Source organism: Desulfothermus okinawensis JCM 13304, assembly GCF_054654515.1.
On the sequence record NZ_BAAIEW010000038.1, the window covers coordinates 1 to 17,799 of the forward strand.

General features: G+C 30.1%; 14 protein-coding genes. 4 read left to right on the top strand and 10 right to left on the bottom strand.

Translation table 11 applies throughout. The annotated features are described in order from the left end of the window. The 10 genes from hisF to ACYQ0O_RS12330 all read right to left on the bottom strand — a co-directional run. Positions 1-552 (bottom strand): imidazole glycerol phosphate synthase subunit HisF (gene hisF, locus ACYQ0O_RS12285; protein ID WP_459893493.1); only part of this gene is annotated, 552 nt, incomplete at its 3' end. Positions 553-570: 18 nt separating this feature from the next. Next, on the bottom strand, positions 571-1,200 hold the full coding sequence (hisH, locus tag ACYQ0O_RS12290) for an imidazole glycerol phosphate synthase subunit HisH (RefSeq protein ID WP_459893495.1): 630 nt from the start codon (positions 1,198-1,200) through the stop codon (positions 571-573). 26 nt (positions 1,201-1,226) lie between these two features. Next, positions 1,227-2,030, bottom strand: coding sequence for an AmmeMemoRadiSam system protein B (gene amrB / locus ACYQ0O_RS12295; RefSeq protein WP_459893498.1), 804 nt, complete (start codon positions 2,028-2,030; stop codon positions 1,227-1,229). Positions 2,031-2,047: 17 nt separating this feature from the next. Then, the gene (locus ACYQ0O_RS12300; RefSeq protein WP_459893500.1) at positions 2,048-4,969 is read right to left on the bottom strand and encodes a tetratricopeptide repeat protein; all 2,922 of its coding nucleotides are present in this window, start codon (positions 4,967-4,969) and stop codon (positions 2,048-2,050) included. A 46-nt stretch (positions 4,970-5,015) separates the two neighbouring features. Then, the gene (locus tag ACYQ0O_RS12305) at positions 5,016-6,014 is read right to left on the bottom strand and encodes a sigma-54 interaction domain-containing protein (protein WP_459893502.1); all 999 of its coding nucleotides are present in this window, start codon (positions 6,012-6,014) and stop codon (positions 5,016-5,018) included. 11 nt (positions 6,015-6,025) lie between these two features. After that, positions 6,026-8,437: a DNA gyrase subunit A gene (gene gyrA / locus ACYQ0O_RS12310; RefSeq protein ID WP_459893504.1), complete on the bottom strand. Its 2,412-nt coding sequence runs from the start codon at positions 8,435-8,437 to the stop codon at positions 6,026-6,028. A gap of 12 nt (positions 8,438-8,449) precedes the next feature. Then, positions 8,450-10,900 (bottom strand): DNA topoisomerase (ATP-hydrolyzing) subunit B, encoded by a 2,451-nt coding sequence (gyrB, locus tag ACYQ0O_RS12315; RefSeq protein ID WP_459893506.1) that lies wholly within the window; start codon positions 10,898-10,900, stop codon positions 8,450-8,452. After that, entirely contained in the window at positions 10,878-12,074 is a 1,197-nt protein-coding gene (locus ACYQ0O_RS12320) for a DNA polymerase III subunit beta (RefSeq protein WP_459893508.1), read from the bottom strand. Before ACYQ0O_RS12320 ends, gyrB begins: the two co-directional genes overlap by 23 nt. Positions 12,075-12,209: 135 nt before the next feature. Next, positions 12,210-13,430 (bottom strand): helix-turn-helix domain-containing protein, encoded by a 1,221-nt coding sequence (locus tag ACYQ0O_RS12325; RefSeq protein WP_459893510.1) that lies wholly within the window; start codon positions 13,428-13,430, stop codon positions 12,210-12,212. Further along, positions 13,427-14,170, bottom strand: a complete 744-nt coding sequence (locus ACYQ0O_RS12330) for an SIR2 family NAD-dependent protein deacylase (protein WP_459893512.1) — start codon at positions 14,168-14,170, stop codon at positions 13,427-13,429. The genes ACYQ0O_RS12325 and ACYQ0O_RS12330 overlap by 4 nt, the downstream gene beginning before the upstream one ends. A 185-nt stretch (positions 14,171-14,355) precedes the next feature. Between ACYQ0O_RS12330 and ACYQ0O_RS12335 the strand changes: the two genes are divergently transcribed. Genes ACYQ0O_RS12335 through ACYQ0O_RS12350 form a run of 4 tightly spaced genes read left to right on the top strand, consistent with a single transcriptional unit; the run spans position 14,356 to position 17,714 of the window. After that, complete coding sequence (locus tag ACYQ0O_RS12335) at positions 14,356-15,486, top strand: MlaE family ABC transporter permease (RefSeq protein WP_459893515.1); 1,131 nt, start codon at positions 14,356-14,358, stop codon at positions 15,484-15,486. Beyond that, on the top strand, positions 15,483-16,220 hold the full coding sequence (locus ACYQ0O_RS12340) for an ABC transporter ATP-binding protein (protein WP_459893517.1): 738 nt from the start codon (positions 15,483-15,485) through the stop codon (positions 16,218-16,220). The genes ACYQ0O_RS12335 and ACYQ0O_RS12340 overlap by 4 nt, the downstream gene beginning before the upstream one ends. 9 nt (positions 16,221-16,229) lie before the next feature. Next, complete coding sequence (locus ACYQ0O_RS12345; protein WP_459893520.1) at positions 16,230-17,144, top strand: MlaD family protein; 915 nt, start codon at positions 16,230-16,232, stop codon at positions 17,142-17,144. A gap of 3 nt (positions 17,145-17,147) precedes the next feature. Continuing rightward, positions 17,148-17,714 (top strand): hypothetical protein, encoded by a 567-nt coding sequence (locus tag ACYQ0O_RS12350; RefSeq protein WP_459893522.1) that lies wholly within the window; start codon positions 17,148-17,150, stop codon positions 17,712-17,714. The last annotated feature ends 85 nt before the right edge of the window (positions 17,715-17,799 follow it).

The following is a 17,799-nucleotide window of genomic DNA, read 5'->3' on the forward strand; positions in this document are numbered from 1 at the left end:
TGTCCCATCTGCATCAATGGAGTTCAGACATATCTCTCCTGCCCCAAGTCTCTCCACTTCCCTTGCCCACCACAGGGCATCAATGCCTGTTCTCTTTCGACCACCGTGAATAACTATTTCATATCCAGATGGTATCTGCTCTGACTTTTGAACTTTTAAAACATCCATACCAACCACAACACACTGGGACCCAAATGCGTCTGCACCATCGCTTATTATTTTTGGATTTTTTACACCTGCTGAGTTAACAGATATCTTTTCAGCTCCAGCAAGTAAAACATCCCGCATATCTGCTACACTTGCTATGCCCCCACCAACTGAAAAGGGAATAAATATCTGGGAAGCCACTTTTTCTACCACTTTAAGCATTATTCCCCGTCCTTCATGGGATGCTGTAATATCGTAAAACACTATTTCGTCTGCACCTTCTAAATAATACTTTTTGGCTGACTCAACGGGATCTCCTATATCTATATTGCCCTTAAATTTTATACCCTTTGTTAATTTTCCATCCCTAACATCCAGACATGGTATAATTCTTTTGCAAAGCATAAAAACACTACTCCAATATCAATTTTTTTTACAAAATCTATAAAAATTCTCTAAAATTTTTAGACCAAATCTACCACTCTTCTCCGGGTGAAACTGTACAGCCCATAGTGGTTCTTTTCCCAGGACAGAACAAAATTCTATTCCATAAGTAGTTGTTCCAAGTACATATTCTTTATGTGGAAAGGGATAGTACCCATGGACAAAATAAAAATCCATTCCATTTTCAATACCCTCAAATAAGGGATTTTCTTCTTTTATATAGACCTGATTCCATCCCATGTGGGGAATATTTATTGAATTTCCCGTCTCATCTTTAAGGGAGTCTGAAAACCTGATACACTTACCTGGAATCAGTCCAAGACATTCAGTTGAATTTTCTTCACTAAAATCTAAAATAATCTGGCTACCCAGGCAGATACCCAAAAGGGGCTTTCCTTTTGATGCTTCTCTTTTTAGGATCTGGTCCAATCCCTTTGATATAAGATTTTTCATGGCAGAGCCAGCAGCTCCAACTCCAGGAAAAATAATTCCTATACTTTCTCCTATTTTTTTTGGGTCATCTGTAATCTCACTCTCAATTCCAAGAAAATCCAGGCTCCTTTTAACACTTGTTAGATTACCTGCCAAATAGTCTATAATTGCTATCATTAATCCTCCTTAACCTGGCTATTCCTTTAATAAACCAATACTCCAGCATAACCAACCACTCGATGAAAATCTCCAGTGATTTCTCCAGAAGTGGTATAATCAATTAATTCACCGCGCTTTGCCCCTAAAGCTTTTGCTGCAGCAAGGCCTACAGTCATTGGAAATATGCCACACATACTTATGTTATTTTGCCTAACTGCTGTGTACAACCCTTGTGGATCAATTCTTAAAATTTGGTCAATGGCAATTTTATCTAAAATCTTGGCCCTATCATGACTTATAAAATGACTCATATCAGAACTGACAACTAGAGTTACGTCTTCATCTCTAATTATATTGGCAATTGACTCACCAACTTGGATCAATTTTTCTAACCTTGGTTCCATAATGGATATTGGCACTATCTTTATCTCTGAATCTATTTTCCACAAAAAAGGTATTATTACTTCTAAAGAGTGCTCCCTTAGATGACCGGAAAAATCTGGAACCAATTCCTGAATATTTTCAAGTAACCTATTACTTAATTCGTTATTTACATCCAAATAACCTAAAGGAAGGTCCCATCTCCCTTCATGCCATACTGAAAAGTTTGTACCAATTCCAGTATGGTTTGGGCCAAGTATAATAACATTTTTTTTAATTTTAGCATAACTTAAAGTTTTACCCGCTGTTTTTCCTGAAAAAACATATCCAGCGTGTGGGAGCATTGTTAAAATTATATCCTTTTTCTCATGTTCCTCAACTTCTATAAAAAAAGAATCTAACATAGCTAATAATTCTTTTTTATCTGCGGGATAAAATTGTCCCGCATAAACTGGTCTTCTCTCCATAACCCCTCCTAATGAAGCTATTGAATATATTTTTTTGCTTCTTCTGTTAGAATTATACCCTTTAATTCATTAGATGCCAATTCCCCATAAAATGTCCCTGGATAATTTTGTTTAATACTTGATAAAATCTTTTTCCATCTGTCAGCGTATCCAGCCTTTAAGTAAAGCTCAGCCAGTTTGTACTCCATAGATGGAAGTAATGGAGAATCTTTTGGAATATATCTTTTATATCTAAGTGCCCATTCAATTGCTTCCAATGTCCTGCCAGATCTCTCAGTAACATTAATCAACATGTTAAAACATTCAGAAATATGGGGATTGTTTTTATCCTTTTTAAGGAATATTGAAAGGGCTTCTTGTGCATAGATATACACCTTTTCCAGATCTTCTCTCTTTAACTCCTCTTTTGCCAGAAAATAAAAGACATATGCCCTTTGCTTCTCTGATATATTATCATCAAGGGCAAGTTCTTTTAAATAGGGTATAGCTTCTTCTCCCCTCCCCTGATTTATCTTTGCAAGCACATAGCCATATTTAAGTTGCGATTTAAGAGCTGGAGTCAATCTCTTATCTGATAAAAATCTATCACCAAGGGTCTCAATCTCTTTCCATGACTCGCTCTGTAAATAAATATTCAAGATTAGCTCAAGTGAAGCAAGAAAATTCTCCTTTGAATCTGACTTCTCAATTAATGGCCTTGCCATTTGAAGTCCCCTGTATGGACTTCCAGTCCTCCACAAAGATATTGCCACAGCTATTCTAGTAGAGGGATCTATCTTTGACATATCATGCAAAAAATTGTATTTATCCCACATGGACAATATCAAAGTATACATATTGTCTTTTATTGCCTTTTTAATTATGGAATTAAGGGCTACGTATCCCACTTCCATAGCCTTTTGTTTTAACTCTGAATCAGGAAACATTTGGTAAAATTTTTTAACTGCCTTTAAAGAATCCTGATAGTCCTTTTTCCACAGATACCACATGGATAACTTTAATTGAGCCAAAGGAGCTAAAGGGCTTTTTGGATGTTTTGATACAATTTCTGTATAAATCTTAACTGGTCTAAGATTATAAGGTCTATCAAATACTGTAAACATATCTTTTACTGTTGGTTCATCATAAATTCCCTCTTCTGCAAGCCTCATCTTGGCAATTAGACCACCTTCCTTATCAGGATATTTTGTTGCTACATATAAATACATCTTCTTTGCATAAGGAACTTCACCTTTCTTTAAATATAAATCTCCAATCCTGGTTAAAACAGTATCTGCATCCTCTATCTTTGGTACTATATTGTAATATTTCCAATAATATTGAAGAGATGTATCATATTTTTTATTAAACATTGCAATAAAACCAGCAAGTTTTAAAATATCAGGAGCTTTTTGATAAAAAAGAGGCCATCTCTGTTCTAAATATTTCATAACAATCCAGGATTTCTGATACATTTGAAGTTTATACAGTACCCTAGATAATTTAATTGCTGCATTTTTTACAACTTTACTTGATTGATACTCTTCTACAATTGTCTTAAAGCTTTCCATTGCATGGATATAATCTTTTTTTGATAGATAATAATCACCCCAATAATAATATCCATCGGCAACAAAGGAAGATTTAGGATATTTGCTTTTTAAAAGAGAAAAATAACCTTTTGCCTCCTCAATATTTCCAACCTGTATATTTAAATAACACAACTTCAGTAACCATATGGGTAAATACATTGATTTTGGAAATAGATTTATTGCTTCGTTTAACACACTGGAAATCTTAATATAGTTTTCTTTTAATTTATCGTTATATAATTGAAAATACACATCAGATAGATAATATAAAACTTCTTCTCTATATTTAATTGGTAAATTTACATCATTATATAGAATTTCTAAACCTTGCATTGCTGTTTCCAATTCACCATTATTTATCTGAAGTTTTATTTGAAATAATTTATCAGAATAGTTTACTTTAGCAGTAGCATTTGATTCCATTTGTGAATTGGTATTATTTGCTGATACTGTTTCAGTTTGAATATTTTTTTTATTTTCTACAATTTTAGTGTTATTAGAAAAGTTTTTAATATTCTTTTGATTTAATTTATTTAAATTAATATTTGCCTTTATAGTCTTATTCTCAGATGATATATTAATTTTTTGATTTATTTTTCTTCTCATTTTATATGTATAATACATTTTGTTTTCTTTTTTGGGAATTTTGAAATTGGACTTAATTAAATTATTTTCATTAGTATCATTAAAAAAAATATTATTAGGATTATAAATAGTTGCATTTTTATCGATTTTTCCTTTAATCTTCCAGTTTGGAAAATTAATACTCTTTCTTGTAAAATTATTTTTGGTTTTATTATCTTCAATCTTTTCTGTATGGTTAGATAAATTGTTATTAAGTAAATTATCTGAACTATTAGCATCACTATTAGGTTGTAAATCTATTTGCTTTTCTTTTGAAGAAACTCTAGTAGAATTTAAGGTGTTAATTTTAGGAGATGATCTATCTATTTTTTTTTGGGGGGTTAAAGTTTTATTTTTATTTTTATTTTTTTTTTGTTTCATAATATCTATGACTAATTTATTCTCTTCACCTATCTCAAAGTAGGTAAATTTAGGGTTCTTCTCCTTTGTAATAATTTCAATGGATCCCTCTGGATTAACAATGATTTTTGAAATCAATGACATATTTTTGACATTAGTAGATCCTGGAAGATTTTCTTGCTTAAAAAAAACAGGGGGAATACTTAATTCTATTTGTGTGGGACCCTTTTGATATATTCTATAACGTGTAGGAATTTTTTTCTCAAACTTAAAGACTATTCTCTCTTTGTCAGGGTGAACACCCCAGTAATAAGTCAGGGAATAGACACCAGTGGTGTTTAGTGAGAAAATCAAAAAAAGGATAAATACTATAATCTTTCTCATAAAAATCCTCAATTGGGAGGAAATTTCTTAAATTTTAATGCAATAATTATACCTTTATTTTTTTCTTTTTGAGTTTCTCTATCAATGTAGTTCTTTTTAGACCAAGCAGTTGTGCTGCCCTGTTTTTCACACCTTTGCTTCTCTCCAATGCTTCAATTATTAATTTATTCTCTATCTCTTCAAGTAAGTCCTTTAAATTCATATCTAATTTTTTTAAAGTGCTAAGTGTTGGGTATTGAAATTCTACCCCTGAATCATTAACATGTTCTTTTGATTTTGATAAATTTGGATCTTTTAAAATTTTTAAAGGTAGGTCTTCTAAATAAACAGTATCTGATTCGCACAATATAGTTAATCTCTCCATTAAATTTTCTAATTCCCTTACATTTCCTGGCCATGAATAATTTACCAAGGCATCTTCAACTTCCTTATGAAATTTCAATTTGTTTTTTCTATTTTGAACACAGAATCTACTTAAAAAATGATTTGCTAGAAGCAAAATATCCTCTTTTCTCTCCCTAAGTGGAGGTATATGTACATTAACCACGTTTAATCTATAAAACAAATCCTCTCTAAAATTTCCTTTTTGCACTTCATTTTCCAGATCTTTATTTGTAGCCGCTACTATTCTCACATCTACTTTTATTGTCTTTATTCCACCAACCCTTTCGAATTCCTTTTCCTGGATAGCTCTTAAAAGTTTAACCTGTAAATATACATCCAATTCAGCAATTTCATCTAAAAATAGAGTGCCACCATTTGCCAATTCAAAGCGTCCAGGCCTGGATCTAATTGCATGGGTAAAAGCACCTTTTTCATGTCCAAATAACTCTGATTCCAATAATTCTTTGGGAATTGCTCCGCAATTAATAGGTACAAATGGTTTGTTAGATCTTTTACTCCTTTTATGTATCTCTCTCACAAAAAGTTCCTTCCCAGTTCCAGATTCTCCAGTAACTAATACAGTAGTATCAGTATTAGCCACCTTTTTCACTATTTTTAGAGCCTCTTTTAATTTAGAGCTATTTCCTATGATTTTTTTCATATTGAATTTACTTAAGTGGATATTTTATCAAAACCTATAATTTTATCATCTTGATCAAGGTTAATTAATTTCACACCTTTTGCATTTCTACCATAAATATTAACATCTTTTACATCTATTCTTATTAATTTACTCATTTTGGTCAAGATTAGTATCTGATCAGTTTCTTTTACTAGGGTTCCTCCAACAACAAACCCAGTTTTTTCTGTGGGTTTAATATTTATAATTCCCTTACCACCTCTATTTTGAAGTCTGTAATTATTTAATATGGTCCTCTTACCACTTCCCTTTTCAGTTACTGTAATTAAATAATTATCATTATCATAGTCAATAACCACACAAGATACAACAATATCCCCATTTCTTAGAGATATACCTTTAACTCCCATTGCATTTCTTCCAACTTCCCTTATATCATCACATTTAAACCTAATAGAAAATCCAAACTTAGTTAATAACATAATCTGGCAACTATCATCAATTTCTTTTACTGAAATTAGCTCATCGTCTTCCCTTAAATTAATGGCTATAATACCCCTTGAACGAACATTTTTATATTGAGATATGCCTGTTTTCTTAACCATCCCTTTTTTTGTTACAAACAGATAAAAACCCTTTTCATCAAGTTCCCGTTGAACTAAGGCAGTTGTTATATATTCATTTTTATTTAAAGAAAGCAAATTTGAAACATGGGTTCCACGGGCCCTCCTCCCAGCCTCTGGTATTTCAAATACCTTTATAACCAACATCCTACCTTTATTGGTGAACAACAACAAATTCTCGTGATTTGTACCAATTAAAATATCCTGAACCAAATCTGAATCACTAAGTTGAGAACCACTAATACCCTTACCACCTCTTCTCTGTTTACCAAAAGCAGAAAGTGGCGTTCTCTTAATATACCCCCTTTTCGTCAATGTAATTACCACTTCTTCATCGGGAATTAAGTCGATTATATCAATATTTTCAGGATCATATTTCAATATTTCCGTCCTTCTCGGAGTGGAATACTTTTCTTTTATCTCAATTAATTCTTTTTTTATCTCATTTTTTAGAACTTCAGGATTATTTATTATACTATTGTAAAACTCTATTTTTTTGATAATTTCTTTGTACTCTTCCAGAATTTTTTCCTGTTCTAAATTTGTAAGCCTCTGTAATTTCATATCAAGTATTGCCTGACTTTGAACTTCAGTAAATCCAAATCGTTCAATTAATCTCCCTTTGGCTTCAGATGGATTTTTAGACTTCTTTATTATTTCAATTACTTCATCTATATTGGATAAAGCTAGTTTCAATCCTTCCAATATATGGGCCCTTTTCTGAGCCTTATTTAAATCAAATCTGGTTCTTCTTAAAACAACTTCTTTCCTGAAATTTATGAAAAGATGTATATATTCTTTTATATTTATTAACTTTGGCCTATTATTAACCACACATAAAAAATTAATTCCAAATGATGTATCCAATGGGGTGTATTTGTATAATCTATTAATAATTATATCAGAAAGCGAATTTTTCTTTAAATCCAAAACTATTCTAATACCATTTCTGTCAGATTCATCTCTTAGATCACTTATTCCTTCGATTTTGTTTTCATTAACCAATTCTGCTATTTTTCTTAATAGATTTGCCTTATTAATTCCGTATGGAATTTCAGTGATTACAATTTTCTCATAACCTTTCTTTGTAGTTTCCACATGTATTTTACTTCTAATTTTAACAGTTCCCCTACCAGTTAGATAGGCATCTTTTAGACCTTTAGTGCCGTACATATAAGCACCTGTAGGGAAGTCAGGACCTTTTATATAATTCATTATTTGATCAATAGTAGAATTTTCATTGTCAATACAAAATAATATTCCATCTATCACTTCCCCTAAATTGTGGGGAGGTATATTGGTAGCCATTCCTACAGCTATTCCAGATGCTCCATTTACTATTAAATTTGGTATTTTTGTTGGTAATACCTCTGGTTCTCTTAAAGAATTATCATAATTTGGCCTAAAATTAACAGTATCTTTTTCTATATCAGCAATAAATTCATGAGCAATTCTTGACATTCTACATTCAGTATACCTCATTGCTGCTGGAGCATCACCATCAATGGATCCAAAATTTCCCTGTCCATCTATTAAAGGGTCCCTCATATTAAATGGCTGAGCCATTCTAACCAGTGCATCGTAAACAGCTGAGTCTCCGTGTGGATGATATTTACCTATAACATCACCAACTATCCTTGCGGATTTTTTGTATGGACGATTGTAAAAATTACCAAGTTCATACATTGCATATAAAATCCGCCTATGAACTGGTTTTAGACCGTCTCTCACGTCTGGTATAGCCCTTCCAATAATTACACTTAAAGAATATTCCAAATATGATTTCTTGATTTCCTCTTCTATAGTGACAGTTTTAAGCATCCATATCTCCTTTTAAATATCTAAATTATCAACTGATAATGCATTTTTCTCAATAAATTCCCTCCTGGGCTCCACCTTATCACCCATTAATTTACTAAATAGCTCATTGGCTTCTTCAGCCTCATTGATAGTCACCTGTAAAAGCTGTCTTTTTTCTCTATTCATGGTTGTTTCCCAGAGCTGATCAGGGTTCATTTCTCCAAGACCCTTATATCTTTGGATATTATAGTGTTTATTGGCTTCATTCAAAATACTCTTTACAAGGTCAAATAAAATCAAATCAACTTCCTCTCTTCCATCCTTAAATTTAATATTAAAAGACAAATCTTTGGATAAGTTTTTAAGTACCTGTATAACCTCATAACTTGATTTATATAATTTTGAATTAAAAAATTCCATTCCCAAAAGAAATTCATGGTTATTAATATCTATAAACTTTAAATAATATCTTTTTAAATCATCCATTTCTGTGGTATAAATATCTAATTTATATTCTCGTGTTTCCAGGTATTCAGAAATTTTTCTAAAATCATCGCTTTGTTTAAGATAATAAACTTCTTCATCAGAAGAAACTGAAAATATAGTTTTTAAATTATCATTATAAGTAAGTAAATTTAAAACCAAGTCATAGGGAAGTCCAAAGTTTAAAATGTCATTAATTTTATCTTCTAACTCATTCAATTTATTCACAATGAAAATAATATCTTTTTTTTCTATTTTTTTCCCATCACATGTTACCTCTATATCGTCTACCATTGACAACACAAAAAACTCTCTCAATTCTTTTTCATTGTTTATAAATTTTTCTACTTTTCCACGATGCACCCTGTATAGAGGAGGCTGTGCAATGTATAAAAATCCATTTTCAATAAGTTCTCTATAATTTCTGTAAAAAAATGTTAAAAGTAATGTCCTGATATGGGCTCCATCAACGTCGGCGTCTGTCATTATTATAATTTTATGATATCTCAATTTTGATATATCAATTTCTTCATCACCTATTCCAACCCCTAACGCAGTTATTAAACTTTGAATTTCTCTATTTTTAAGCATTTTATCAAATCTGGTCTTTTCCACATTTAAAATCTTTCCCCTCAAAGGAAGTATTGCCTGATATTTTGGATCCCTTCCCTGCTTTGCTGAACCTCCTGCAGAATCGCCCTCCACAATAAATAACTCACTCTCCTCTGGGTTCTTACTTTGACAGTCAGTTAACTTACCAGGCAAAAATGTATCAGACAGGAGATTTTTTCTCTTAACCAAATCCTTTGCCCTTTTTGCTGCCTCTCTGGCCCTTGCAGTCTCAATTACCTTTTCTAAAATATTTAAAACTTCCTTTGGATTCTCTTCAAAAAATTGTCCAAGGGTTTCATTTACAACACTTTGCACATACCCCGCTACTTCACTATTTCCAAGTTTTGTCTTTGTCTGACCTTCAAATTGGGGATTAGGTAGTTTTACACTAATAACAGCAGTAAGACCTTCCAATATATCCTCACCTTGAATTCTCTCTTTTACCTTAAGTTTCTTGGGAATATCACTGTTTTTCAAATAACTATTAATTGACTTGGTCACTGCTGCTTTAAATCCAGCCAAATGAGTTCCACCATCCTTTGTCCTGATATTATTTGCAAAACTGTATAGTTTACTTTTATAATCGTCTGTATATTGCATTGCAAATTCTACTATTACATTATTAACTTCCTTTTTATTATAAATTATAGAATGTAGAGTATTATAAGATTGATTTATATTCTCAACAAACGAATATATCCCTCCATCAAATTTAAATACATCCTTATATGAATATCTTTCATCAATAAAAGTAATTTCTAGACCTTTATTTAAATAAGCTAATTCTTCAAATCTCTTTTTCAAAACATCATAGTTAACATAAATACTTTCAAAAATTTCCTCATCTGGTCTAAAATGTATTGTAGTACCTCTATCGCTTGATTCTCCCATGCATACTAGATCACATAAAGGCTTACCTCTAGAATATTTTTGATAATATCTTTTACCATCACGTTTAATAGTAACTTCTAAAAATTCAGACAAAGCGTTAACAACTGAAATTCCAACACCATGAAGACCACCAGATACTTTATAAGTATGATTATCAAACTTACCACCAGCATGTAAAACAGTCATTACTACTTCCACAGCTGGTCTACCCTCTTTAGGATGTATATCAACTGGAATTCCTCTACCATTATCTTTGACAGTTATACTATTATCAATGTGTATTACTATCTTAATTTTATCACAATAACCTGCCATTGCCTCATCTATACTATTATCAACCACTTCGTATATTAAATGATGTACTCCGTTTATATCCTGACTGCCAATATACATGGCAGGTCTTTTTCTAACTGCGCTTAAACCTTCTAAAATAGTTATACTGGCTGCTGTATAGTCATTATTAAAACCAGGATTATTAATATTCATAATCTTCTCCATCATAATTCTCCTCTACCTCATCCTCATAATAATATTCTTCTTTTATTTTTATTGTAATTGTAATAATAATATATCCTTTATCCAAATCATCCAGACCTGTTATCTTACATGGACCCTCATTACCAATAAATTGGAACTCTATATTTTCTGAATTAAAATGATCAATAATGTCTCTTAACCGTTTAATCATAAAAATAACTTGATTAACATTTCCTTGGAAATCTACAGCTATTGATTCACTGGCTTCACCTTTGTCACCACTCTCGCAATAGATTATCAAATCATTATCATCAAATATAAATTTTACTATTTCATCAATATCTGATACAAATATATATATCCTATCCAGTACATCTTTTAGTTCATTTTTATTAACAACTAATCTGCTTATATTGGGTTGATTAAAAGGTTCCAGGTAATCAGAATAATCAATTGATTCTTTTTTTACAATTGGTAGACTTATATTTTCATTATTTTCTAAATCTTTAATAAATAATCTATTATCTTGAATAGTAATATATATTTCATTACTATTAAGCCATTTTTTTAGTTCATTTAAAAAGATCTTATCTATAAGATATCCTTCCTGGTCCAATAAATTATATAACTCTTCATGTTTAAATCTCTTCATAGCAAAACTGTGCATAAGAAGCGCAAAGGCCACAACAATATTTTCTTCATGATATCTTTTGAGAGTTATATATCGTCTATACGTATCCATCTCATCAGAAGTAAAATAATATAGTCTATTAATTAATTCTCTTAATTCATCACCATGCCATTTTATATATCCACTTTCTGGAAAATCAACAAAATCTCTAAACCAGGATGAATCATAAGTTAATATTTTATATTTTCTTGGCCCTTGTTCCAATAATATAATTTCATGTTCCCCAGAATCGGAATAAGTTAAAGTAATTTCACCTGGAGGTAATTTTTTAATTAGTTCATAAAAAGATTTACCATTTACTCCAACTATACAATCTCCCGTTGTCTCAGCCTTATAAGTTCCTATAAATTCCATTTTTGAATCAGTAGCCATAATTCTTAACTCATTATTTCCCCATTTTAACCACACCGCCTTTAAAAAAGTGGTTCCTGTTTTTTGAGACGTTAAACTTGACGCCTTTTGTAATCCTTTAATTATTTCTTCTCTTGTGATTAATAATTTCATATCTTCTTCCTTTATTTTAATTATTAGTTTGTATGTATGTACATAATTGGCTTAACCTAATGAAATAATTTAAAATATATTGTTAATATATACCTAAAAATAAGATACATTCTAATATTTTTCCTTTTGTGAAAATCAATCAAAGGAATATTCACACTTTTTAGACATCTCTTTCAACATATTGTCGAAATCTCTATCCAACAATTTTAAATTATTGACTTTTTTTAATGAGTACAAAATCGTACTGTGATCTCTATTAAAGATTTTTGAAAGTCTTACCAATGAATAACCAAGTAAATCCCTGCACAAATAAATAGCTACCTGTCTGGCAATGGCGACATTTTTTTTCTGGCTTTTTGATAAAATATCTTTTGTGGATATCTTGTGATGTTTGGCAACTATTTCTATTATTTTTTTTGAAGAAATCTCATTAAAACTATTTTTATTAGTTTTTTCATTAAAAACTAAGGATTTGTTTTCTTGTTTTAATTCATATCTAGCCAGTATGTTATATAAATGAGATTTTATATCACATATAGTTTTATATTTTAACGCTATTTGAAAAAGTTCAGATTGAGAAATAGATAGATTATATTTACTACAAAAGTAATCAATAAATTTTGATTTAGTATTTAGATTAGGCAATTTTAACCTTAATATTAGTCCACCATTTAAGATGGATGATAAATTATTATTAGAAATATTAATATCTAAAATTTTTTTATTTGTAGTACAATAAATAATGTTGTTATTTGATATATATTTTTTTATTATATTAAGTAATAATGATTGAATTTTTATATTATTTTCAATATAATGAATATTATCTATTAAAACTAAATCATAATTTAAAGTTAAAATATTAATTTTATATAAATGGTTTACATTCTTTAAATCTAAGTAAAAAATTTTAATATCAGGAATTTTTTGTAAATATAAATTACCTATAGATTTCAATAAATATGTTTTTCCTGATCCATCTGGTCCAAATAAAATTATTGGATTGCAATCATAAATATCTTTATTTACAATATTTAACAGAGTATTTATTGTTATATGATTTTCATTGCTATAAAAAAATGCATTTATATCGTATTTTGAGGTAAATTTAAACTCTGATTCTGATATAATATTATTAAATTTTTTTGAAAGTGAAAGTTCTATATGGTCTATATTATACTGAGATTTTAGTTTTCTTATTATTGATCTTAAAATATTACTTTTAAAGTACTCTTTATAGTAAATATGTGGAAAGTAAAATACTATCGTCTTTTTTTTAGGTATATATTCCCAATTTATATTTTTTAAAATTTTTGAGTCTAAATTCTTATTAATTAATTCGTTAATATCCATCATGATAAGATTAATTCTTTTAACTTAGGTAGTACTATCTCAATGGATTCATTAAATCTTATGTCAGTGATATCATAATAATAAGTATGACCAAGATTTATCTCGATTACGTGTCCTCCACTTCTCTTGACCAATCTTGGTATTGTATTTGCTGGAGCAACTTCGCCAGATGTCCCACATATCACTATTAAATCGCAATTTTTTATCAGATTATCAGATTCTATAATAGCATTATGGGGAATAGGTTCTCCGAAAAATACAACATCTGGTCTGATTAATCCGCCACATTGACAATAGGGTGGGATTTCTTTTGAAACAAGTTCTTTAACATTATCCTTAGTGTACTTTTTTTTACATTTGACACAGTGAAATTTTTCAAAATTGCCGTGGTATTCAATTACCCTTTTTGAACCAGCTCTTTGGTGGAGGTTATCTACATTTTGTGTGATTATTCCTTTTAGTTTGCCAGATTCCTCTAATTGCGCAAGTGCAATATGGGCTGGATTCGGTTGTGATTTCTCAAGTAAATCAACTGTATCCAATAAAAATTCCCAGACTCCTTTGGGATTTGAGTGTATTGCATCAGCAGTAGCCACTTTCATTGGATCATATTTTGTCCAGAGTCCTCCTGGGCTTCTAAAATCAGGTATCCCACTGGGAACAGAGATACCTGCACCAGTAAAAGCCACTGGAAATTTTGCCCTTTTCCATAATGTTGTGGCTAAATAATATTTATCTTCCATTTTCTCCCCCTTTTTTTACCCCTGATGACATGAGTTTCTTGCCAAGTATAAGAAAAAAAACTAAACTAACAACTAATATTAAATATAACATTTTAATTTATTATTCGCAAGTTGATATCTGTTTGAAAAAATTGATTTTTTGAAAGCTGTTTTATATTTTAATTGTATTGGAAAATGAAGAAAATATGAAAAAAAATGATCCAAAACTCACTATAGAACTTAGTATAAAAGAATCTAAATGTGAGATTTTTCTAAATGGAGAATTGGTTATTGAAACATTAAATCAATTGTTTGATTTTTTTAATAGAACCAAATTGAATTTTCAATTGATTAATATTAACTGTACCAATCTATATAATATTGATATTTCCGGTGGTTTTGCAATAAAAAAGATTTGTAATGATTTTAAAAATAAAGATATTATTTTCAATATTGTTAATTTAGATACTGGACTTAAAAGAGTCATAGACACAATTGATTTTGTGCCATTTGAAATCCATACTACTAATCCAAATAAGAAAAATGGTATTTTATATTATACTGGTAGGTTTATTTGTAAATTAAAAGACGATATCATTGAATTTTTATATTTTTTAGGTGAATTTGTTGTTACATTTTTTTATGTACTGTTTGGAAAGCTAAAAATTCGGTTTAATGAAATATTTTATGAAGTTGAAAATAGTGGTGTGTATGCTATTCCAATAGTATCTTTAGTTGGATTGTTATCTGGCATAGTGTTATCTTACCAGGGAGCTGCTCAGCTTGAGAAATTTGGGGCAAATATATTTATTGTTGACCTTATAAGTCTATCAATATCCAGGGAAATGGCACCACTTTTAACATCCATAATGGTAGCTGGTAGGTCAGGTTCTTCGTATACTGCTAGAATAGGATCCATGATGTTAAATCAGGAAATAGATTCTTTAAAAATAATTGGCGTATCACCAATGGAATTATTGGTGGTTCCTAAACTAATTGCAATGTTAATATCTTTGCCATTATTAATTTTTATTGCTGATTTAGTTGGAATTGGAAGTGGAATATATCTTTCACATTTTTTATTGAATTTAGACTTTACTACAATGTTAATTCGTTTAAAATCTAGTCTCTCTTTAATATCTTTTTTAATTGGTATTTTTAAGGGGTTTATTTTTGCTGTCCCAATAGTTTTAATTTCTTGTTTTAGAGGATTTAGTGTTAGATATAATTCTGATGAACTTGGTATTAAGACTACTATGAGTGTTGTGAATACTATCTTTATTGTTATAGTGATAGATGCTATTTTGTCTATATTATTTCAAAAAGTAGGTATATGAAATCAATAATTCAAGTTAAAAAACTCTATACCATATTAAATAACAAAAAAATTCACCGTGATTTAAATTTTTTTATAAATTCAGGTGAAATTTTCGCTATTATTGGGGGTAGTGGGTCTGGAAAAACTGTACTTTTAAGGGAGTTACTGGGATTAATTACTCCTTATTCTGGATCTATAAAAATTTTGGGTATTGAAGCAAATTCTCAGAAAAGAGATTTCAGGAAAATTATTGAAAAGGATATAGGCGTATTGTTTCAATCTGGAGGACTTATTTCCTCTTTAAATGTTATACAAAATGTAGTCCTACCTTTGAAGGAGAGGACCAATTTAAATGAAGATGTTATAAAACACCTGGGACTATTTAAGTTGAGTTTGGCTAATTTTCCTTTGGATTCTATTTTTTTGTATCCCAGTGAACTCAGTGGTGGAATGGTTAAGAGGGTTGCCCTTGCAAGGGCCCTTATTATGGATCCTAAGATACTTTTTTTAGATGAGCCAACTTCTGGATTAGATCCTGTTTCATCTAAATTGTTTAATAAAACCATTAAGGAGTTGAGGGACTTACTCGGTATTACTATAGTTATGATTACACATGACCTATCAACTATTAATTCAATAGTTGACAGGATCATAGTACTTCTAAAAGGAGAGATAATAGCACAAGGTAGTGTAAATGAGGTCAAAGATGTGGATCACCCATGGATTAAACAATATTTTAAAAAAAATACCTAGGAGGCCAGGTTGGATAGAGATGTACATTATGTAGTTATTGGACTGTTTGTAATATTAAGTGTCATAAGTCTTATTTTAGTGGTAATATGGTTAAGTAATACAAAATACAAAAAAGAGTATAAATATTACATAGTGAAGTTTAAGGAATCAGTTTCAGGTTTAAATGTTGGTTCTCCTGTAAAATATAAGGGGATAAAGATAGGGTCAGTTGAGAGTCTGGCCATTGACAGCGAGGACCCTAACACAATCGATGTTACAGTAAAAATCTTAAAAAAGGTACCAATTAAAGAAGATGCCAGGGCTATTTTGACCTATCAGGGGATAACAGGTCTTGCAAGTATTGAGATAAAGGGAGGATCAAGACATTCTAAAGAATTACCAGCACGGGAAGAAGAGCCTTATCCAGAAATAAAAACTGAACCCTCAATAATTACCAGACTGGATACCACATTGAGCAGTTTAAGTGGACAGGCTGAGATGTTAGTGAGAAATTTAAATTATTTATTGGATAAGGAGCACGTAAATAAACTCATAAAAACTGTGGACAATATAAATTCAGTGGTTGAAAATGTTGCCAATCACAATAGAGATATTTCATTAGTTATTAAAAATATTTATAAAACTTCTAAAGAACTTCCTGGATTGGTTGACTTAATGGCAAAAAATGTTAATCACCTGTCAAATGATTTTACTAAACTGTTATACCATACAAGAAGAGATGAAGAATTAATAACAAAATTATTGGTTTCAAAAACCAATGATTTTTCTGCTAAATCCAATATGGTTATGGATGAAACTTTAAAAACATTGAAAGATATTCAGAATACTCTCAGTAAAATAAAAATTTTGCTTTCAAATATAGAAGATAGGCCTTCAAGTATTATTTATGACGGTATGTTAACAAAACCAGGACCAGGAGAGTAATAAATGAAAAAAATATTATATCTTTTATTTACGATATCTTTTACATATTCTTGTTTATCAATGCCAAAAAAGAATTTGGTTTACCATACACTGGATATAAGATTAGATCAACATGGTATCAATGCAAATACAACAATCTTAATTTCTGATATTAAAGTTTTACCACCATATGATACAAAAAAAATATGTTATAGCTATAGAGATAATGAGGTTGAAAACTATGTATATCACCTGTGGGCATCACCAATATCAGACATGTTACTTTACTCTTTAGTATTTTCTGGAAACCCCACATCTAGAATTAGGTTTATAACACAAAAACATAACGAAAATGAGTCTACACATGAGTTAAGAATAGTTGTTAAAAACTTTCTCCACAGAATTCAAGGAGACAAATCATATGTTATTGTAGATATGATTTTCTATATTTCTAAAAAAGGAATTATCAAACAAATGCACTACCATGAAAAAATATTTTGTAAACAAAACACCCCATATGCAGCTGTTGTGGCCTTTAATAAGGCCTTAGATAAGATATTTAATGATGTGATAACTAAAATAGTGTGGTAGGTAACACAAAATACAAAACTTTCCACCGTCCCCAGTTTATTTATACTCAAGAGCAATCAATACCTATAAAATAAAAATGAATTAT

Excerpts from the sequence above, each read along its gene's own strand:
- ACYQ0O_RS12325 (WP_459893510.1), bottom strand. The coding sequence starts at position 13,430 with ATGATGGATATTAACGAATTAATTAATAAGAATTTAGACTCAAAAATT.
- ACYQ0O_RS12340 (WP_459893517.1), top strand. The coding sequence starts at position 15,483 with ATGAAATCAATAATTCAAGTTAAAAAACTCTATACCATATTAAATAAC.
- gyrB (WP_459893506.1), bottom strand. The coding sequence starts at position 10,900 with ATGGAGAAGATTATGAATATTAATAATCCTGGTTTTAATAATGACTAT.
- amrB (WP_459893498.1), bottom strand. The coding sequence starts at position 2,030 with ATGGAGAGAAGACCAGTTTATGCGGGACAATTTTATCCCGCAGATAAA.
- ACYQ0O_RS12320 (WP_459893508.1), bottom strand. The coding sequence starts at position 12,074 with ATGAAATTATTAATCACAAGAGAAGAAATAATTAAAGGATTACAAAAG.
- ACYQ0O_RS12330 (WP_459893512.1), bottom strand. The coding sequence starts at position 14,170 with ATGGAAGATAAATATTATTTAGCCACAACATTATGGAAAAGGGCAAAA.
- ACYQ0O_RS12305 (WP_459893502.1), bottom strand. The coding sequence starts at position 6,014 with ATGAAAAAAATCATAGGAAATAGCTCTAAATTAAAAGAGGCTCTAAAA.
- ACYQ0O_RS12335 (WP_459893515.1), top strand. The coding sequence starts at position 14,356 with ATGAAAAAAAATGATCCAAAACTCACTATAGAACTTAGTATAAAAGAA.
- hisH (WP_459893495.1), bottom strand. The coding sequence starts at position 1,200 with ATGATAGCAATTATAGACTATTTGGCAGGTAATCTAACAAGTGTTAAA.
- ACYQ0O_RS12350 (WP_459893522.1), top strand. The coding sequence starts at position 17,148 with ATGAAAAAAATATTATATCTTTTATTTACGATATCTTTTACATATTCT.
- ACYQ0O_RS12300 (WP_459893500.1), bottom strand. The coding sequence starts at position 4,969 with ATGAGAAAGATTATAGTATTTATCCTTTTTTTGATTTTCTCACTAAAC.
- gyrA (WP_459893504.1), bottom strand. The coding sequence starts at position 8,437 with ATGCTTAAAACTGTCACTATAGAAGAGGAAATCAAGAAATCATATTTG.